At 48.3% G+C, this 6,000-nt stretch carries 5 protein-coding genes; all 5 read right to left on the bottom strand.

The window, feature by feature from the left end:
* Nucleotides 1–215: 215 nt before the first annotated feature.
* The 5 genes from HP570_RS26500 to HP570_RS26480 all read right to left on the bottom strand — a co-directional run bounded on the left by HP570_RS26500 (nucleotide 216) and on the right by HP570_RS26480 (nucleotide 5,922).
* A complete protein-coding gene (locus HP570_RS26500) occupies nucleotides 216–1,001 on the bottom strand; it encodes a 3-hydroxybutyrate dehydrogenase (protein WP_012684101.1) in 786 nt (261 codons plus the stop codon).
* 66 nt (nucleotides 1,002–1,067) lie between these two features.
* The gene (locus HP570_RS26495; RefSeq protein WP_064203135.1) at nucleotides 1,068–2,450 is read right to left on the bottom strand and encodes a GntP family permease; all 1,383 of its coding nucleotides are present in this window, start codon (nucleotides 2,448–2,450) and stop codon (nucleotides 1,068–1,070) included.
* 406 nt (nucleotides 2,451–2,856) lie between these two features.
* Nucleotides 2,857–4,227: a sigma-54 interaction domain-containing protein gene (locus tag HP570_RS26490; RefSeq protein ID WP_173627689.1), complete on the bottom strand. Its 1,371-nt coding sequence runs from the start codon at nucleotides 4,225–4,227 to the stop codon at nucleotides 2,857–2,859.
* 53 nt (nucleotides 4,228–4,280) lie between these two features.
* Nucleotides 4,281–4,664, bottom strand: coding sequence for an MmcQ/YjbR family DNA-binding protein (locus HP570_RS26485; RefSeq protein ID WP_173627688.1), 384 nt, complete (start codon nucleotides 4,662–4,664; stop codon nucleotides 4,281–4,283).
* Nucleotides 4,665–4,695: 31 nt separating this feature from the next.
* On the bottom strand, nucleotides 4,696–5,922 hold the full coding sequence (locus HP570_RS26480; protein ID WP_173627687.1) for an MFS transporter: 1,227 nt from the start codon (nucleotides 5,920–5,922) through the stop codon (nucleotides 4,696–4,698).
* Nucleotides 5,923–6,000 lie beyond the last annotated feature (78 nt).

The raw sequence follows: 6,000 nt of genomic DNA, 5'->3' as shown, positions 1-6,000 counted from the left end.
TTTGTCGAACGCTTTATATCTTATCACGTTCGTTATTTGCGAGTCAAGAAGTTTTTTATCGAATCTCGTTTTCTTTTCTCGTATTTTGTCGTCGTTCTTGGCGACAAGTAATAATCTATCACATCTAAAAAAAGAATACAAGATCTTTTTTACTAGTTTTTTAAAAAGCTAGCGGAATTAAAAAAGCCCCTATAAAAATAGGGACTTTAACAGGCTTACTGCGCTGTATACCCGCCATCAATGACGACAGCCTGGCCCGTAACGCCTGACGCTTTCTTGCTAGCCAAAAAGGCAGCGTAGTTCGCTACTTCCTTTACTTGCAGCAGTCGCTTCTGCGGCACCAGCGGGTAGATGACTTCTTCCATCACCTTTTCCAACGGCACATTTCTTGTCTTAGCCAAATCCGCTAATTGGTTTTGTACCAGAGGTGTATCGACATACCCCGGACAAATAGCATTTACCGTAATACCAGCCGCTGCTCCTTCCAAGGCTGCAACCTTGGTGAGCCCGATGACTCCGTGCTTGGCACTGTTGTATGCTGCCTTCCCTGCAAAGCCAATCAAGCCGTTGATCGAAGCCATATTGATGATACGGCCATGGCCTTGTTGCTTCATAATGGGGAACACGTGTTTAATCGCGACAAAAGGCGCTGTCAGCATAATACTGAGCATTTGTTCAAATTTTGCAGTCGGAAACTCTTCTATAGGAGAAACAAATTGCAATCCGGCATTATTCACTAGGATATCGAGTCTGCCAAAAATTTGGACTGTCTGCTGGATGCACGCCTGCATTTGTACCTCGTCAGTAACATTACAACCAAAGCTGATTGCTTCGTGACCTTCCTTCTGCAATTGGGCTGCTGCTGCTTCCGCAGCTTCCCCATTCAAGTCCAGTATGACGACCCTCGCCCCTTCCTCGGCAAACGTCCGGGCAATCTCCAATCCAATACCGCTTGCAGCCCCTGTTACTACTGCTACCTGTTGCTCCAACAACTTCTCCATCCCCTACTATCTCCTCTCCTGATCCTCATTTTCTCTGTCTATAAACTCGCTGATCTTTGATGAAAGTTAGAAAATAGACACGGCAAATGCCAGAATGAACACGACAGCTGTTTTCAAAACCGTAATCGCGAAAATGTCTTTGTACGATTGACGATGAGTCAAACCAGTAATCGCGAGCAATGTAATGACCGCTCCGTTGTGTGGCAATGTGTCCATACCACCGGAAGACATCGAGGCAATACGGTGCAGCAACTCAGGGCTGATTCCCGCAGCATTTGCCATCTCCAGGTATTGCTTGCTCATAACCTCCAGCGCGATCGACATACCGCCCGACGCTGAACCTGTCACACCTGCCAGTACGTTTACAGCCAGTGCCTCAGAAACCAACGGATGATCACTTGCTCCCATAATCCAGCCTTGGATAAATTTGAAGCCCGGCAATGTTTTCACAACGTTTCCGAACCCAACTTCGGAAGCAGTATTGAAAATAGCCAAGAGAGAACCCATCGCGGCAGCAGTCAAACCACTCGCCAGCTTGTTTTTGACTTGCTTCACATTGATTAAAATTGCGGCAATAATTCCAAGACAGAGCGAAATAATCAGTGACCAAGAAGATACGACGTTTTTCACTTTCTCAATCTTAAATGATTCTTTGAGGATCGCCGGATCGTACCACGTCTCTACTGTCCAAATCCCTCTACTGAACATATAGTTACCCACGAGCACCAACGCCAACGGGAGAATCGCGACCCAGATGTTCATGTAGGATTCATTTTTGATCAACTCTGGTTCATTCGTATGTCCCTCGCCGTAGCCTTCTCCAGCAGCGACAGCTTGCTTGCGTCTGCGCTCCAGCCATAGCATCCCGCCAATGAAAACCAGAATGGCGCCAATCGTTCCAACAACAGGTGCAGCATAAGCATCTGTGCCGAAATAAGTAGTAGGAATGATGTTTTGAATTTGTGGTGTACCTGGCAAGGCATCCATCGTATACGTAAAAGCCCCGAGCGCGATCGTTCCCGGAATGAGTCGCTTCGGAATGTTGGCTTCACGGAAAATCGCAGCGGCAAACGGATACACAGCAAATGCCACAACGAACAGGGAAACTCCGCCATACGTCAAAATCGAACATGCCAGAACGACAGCCAAGATCGCACGATTGGAGCCAAGCGCTCTCACAATCGTGTGGGCAATGGATGAGGCGGCACCGCTCAACTCCATGACTTTCCCGAAAATGGCACCCAGTAAGAAAATAGGGAAGAATGATTTCACATAGTTTGCTGCATTCGTCATGAAGGTTTCGGTGTAGCTCGGCAGCAGAGAGATCCCAGAAAGGACAACGGCCAGCAGCGTAAAAATAGGGGCAAATACGATAACAGGATAGCCCCGATACGCAAAAAACATCAGCAGACCGAGCGAAACCAAGATGGATAACACTTCGATGATCATAGAATTCTCCTTTCAATTTTCTCCTCCGCTTTACAAAGGAGATTGTGTGGACTCACTTGAGGAAAACGCTTTCAAAACTAATTCAATTGCACGGACCATGCCAACCCCAGCCAATTCCAGAAAAATCGTTCAACCATACCCCTTCATCGTGCCTGGAGTGTTAGGGAGCAGATGATAGCGCTTGCAAATTTTCCGGATTTCCGGAATTTGTTGTCCGGTTTTATGGAATCTAGCAAAAATCCGCCCACTTTTTAGGGAATCTGCTCATGGAAGGCTATTGGTTTTTTACCGGAGACCCTCTTGCTCTATTCCAGAAAACCGGAATCTACCAAAACGCTATTGCTTCAGATGAAAAAAGCCGCGAACTTGGCTCAACGCCACATCCCCGACTTATACACGCCTCGTGCTACTGGTACTTCTCCCACTTTTCGTAAAAGCTGGACTTGCTGATTTGCAACAGCTTGGCGGCGTTAAGCTTGTTCCCCCCTGCTTGCTGCATCGCTTGACGAAGCGCTTCCTGCTCAGCCTCTTCCAAGATTTGTTTCAATGGTCGAACGGCATGAGTTGGAACCGACAAGGATGCGGGTGTCCCTTCGTCAGATACAGGCAGCCAAATATGCTCCTTTTTCAAGATATCGTCTTCCATTAGATGCAGGGCTCGTTCCAGTACGTTTTTCAACTCCCGTACATTGCCTGGCCAGGAGTAGCCACGAAGTACGTGCCATACCTCTTCATCAATGGCCCTGACCGCAACACCAGTGGACTCGCCAAGCTGTTTGAGCAGATTCGAAACCAGCTCCGGCAAATCCTCCAGACGCTCGCGCAACGGAGGAATCGAGAGTGACACGACATTCAACCGATAATAGAGGTCTGCCCGAAACTTCCCTTCCTTGATGCTTTGAAGCATATCCGAATTCGTGGAAGCGATCACCCGCACATCGATTGGCGTCGTCCGTACAGCACCTACCCGCTCGACTTCTTTTTCCTGCAACACACGCAGTAGCTTGGCTTGCAGCGGCAACGGCATGTCCCCGATCTCATCCAACAAAATGGTTCCGTGGTTGGCCAGCTCGAACTTTCCTTTTTTTCCGCGGCGAACAGCTCCGGTAAACGCACCTTCTTCATAGCCAAACAGCTCTGATTCGAGCAAAGAATCCGGAATAGCGGCACAATTCACCCGAATGAAAGGACCCATTTTGCGCTTGCTCTCGGCATGAATGGCGTGGGCAAACAACTCCTTGCCCGTCCCGCTTTCGCCCGTGATGAGCACAGTCGAATCGCTTTTCGCAACTTTCTGAGAAAACTTTTTAAGCTCCTGCAGCTTCTGGCTGTACCCAACGATTTGGTCAAAGTGATAGGTAGCCCCCATCCGCCGCCGCAGCTCTTTCTTATAATAGGTCAATTCATCCTTCAGCTGAGCAACCATCGCAGCCAAGGCAGTGAGCTCTTGCACATCTTGGAACAGCACCGTTCCCAGAACCGCAATCACTTTTCCTTCGTCCATGATCGGGATGCGATGCGCAATCATGTTCTGTCCTTTTATTTGCTGAATGTCGGCGATCTCGGCAACGCCAGCCTGACCGACAATATGCATCCGCGTGTTTTCGATAACATCCGTCACTGGTTGTCCAATCACGTCCTGTACATTAAGAAATTCCCGATAGCTCCGATTCAATAAGAGTATTTTTCCGTCCTTGTCCGTTACGATCATCGGTTCATGGGCATTTTCAAAAACGACCTCAAGCAATTTGCTCATCTGCTGGAGATTCCAATCCAAAACCGGCTCCCCCTTTGTCTGAATGCGGTTGTGTAAAAATTATACAGGAACGATCAGGGGAGGTGTTGTAATTGCTTGACCAATCGCTTGGGAGCCGCGCACATATAGCCTTCCCGTATGTAATCTTCAATCTCATCATAGCTCGTCACGTTTTTGTCCAAAATCGAAACCCAGCCGTGATGACCGATGTACGGTGTCTTGTAAAAATGCTCCTGCGCAAGCAAAATCTCTTGGGTCGTCTTCAGCACCTTCACAGAAAAGGAGGGGCCTTCAGTGCCCCCCTCTCCTAAAATGACAAACGGCTTGTCGTTTACCCGAAACGATGTATGTCCAAAAGCGTCTACCTGCTCCGTTACCTCTGGCAACCGCATCGCCAGCTCGCGAACAGCAGCTACCATCTTTAAGCCTTCTATAGAAGAAATCTGTTCGTGCACCATCTGGTCTAAGCCTCCCTTTGCTTCCAAACGCTCATGTACCAGTCTGTTCTGTACTTTGCACCATGTTTCCTTCCCTCATACGATAAAGCGGCAAAATAAAGCTGAGACCAATGATCATCAGGAATGCAGCGATCCCGTATATGACTGCGAGCGGAAGATACAGCTTCAATACTCCCGTAATACTCATCATGACGACCATGGAGCCTGTAAACAACGGGGTCAATATGCCATTCACCCGACCGATAAAGGTACTCTCTGTGTTTTTAAGCAGCATGGTGTTGATCCCGATTTGAATGGAGGGCAAGAGCAATCCCGCAATGAACTGTGCAACAAGCGTCAGCCACAGATTCGTGGACATCCCGCAAATCGCTACTGCAATCGCATTCCCAAGAAGTCCCATAACTAATAGCTTTTGCGGTGGAATCGTTTTGGAAGCAGCCATCGTCATGGCCCCTCCGGCAATCATCCCCACACCTTGGGCGGTAATTAACCATTGCAGGCTTTCTTTTGGCAATTGTAGTTGCTCGGTCACGATAAAAATCCCAAGCGGCTGAATCATTCCCAATGAAAATCCTACAGCCAAAAAGCAAAAGCCAAGCATTGACAGCACGCGACTGGAGAACACATAACGAATCCCGCTGACCATCTCCCCAAGCAGTGCCGTTTCTTGCTGCTCTTCTTTCTCGACACGATCTGGCGGCAACAAATACAGGACACCCGCCGCTGCGAGGAACGCAACTGCCGTGATGACCATAGCAACCTCCATCCCCCATTGCTGGAACACAAACGTACCGACAATCGGACCAAATACCATAAAGATCGCGAAAATAGTCTGGTACGCCGACATTCCTACCTGAAGCTGTTCACCAGGTACATGCAGCTTGAACAGCTTCATACCGGACGGTTGGGAAAACTGAGAGAGAATGGCTGAAATGAGTGTGGCAAAAAAGATGGCCTTCCACGAGCCGAAAACGAAGGTAAGCAGCACTCCGACAACCGATAGAGCACTGAGCACCTCACACCAGACCATCGTTTTTCTCGGTTGCCAGCGATCGGCAAACGTACCAGCAAGAAAGGAAAACAGAAAGATTGGCGCATACTCTGCCACAGAAATCATGGAGACAGCAAACGGATCGCCTCCTGTATGATCCATCACATAGAGCAGAATCGCCATGTTGCGCACCCATACTCCGATTTGCAACAGAACTGCTGATAATAAAATAGCCCTGACATAACGATTTTTCAAAACATTTGACATAAAAAAGCCTCCTTATCCATTGCGATCTGGACAGGAGGCTACGCATATTATCGTCAAAAAGACATAGAAACCCTTTGG

The organism is Brevibacillus sp. RS1.1 (genome assembly GCF_013284365.1).
GTDB lineage: Bacteria > Bacillota > Bacilli > Brevibacillales > Brevibacillaceae > Brevibacillus > Brevibacillus brevis_D.
This window is presented reverse-complemented; position numbering and strand designations above follow the sequence as displayed.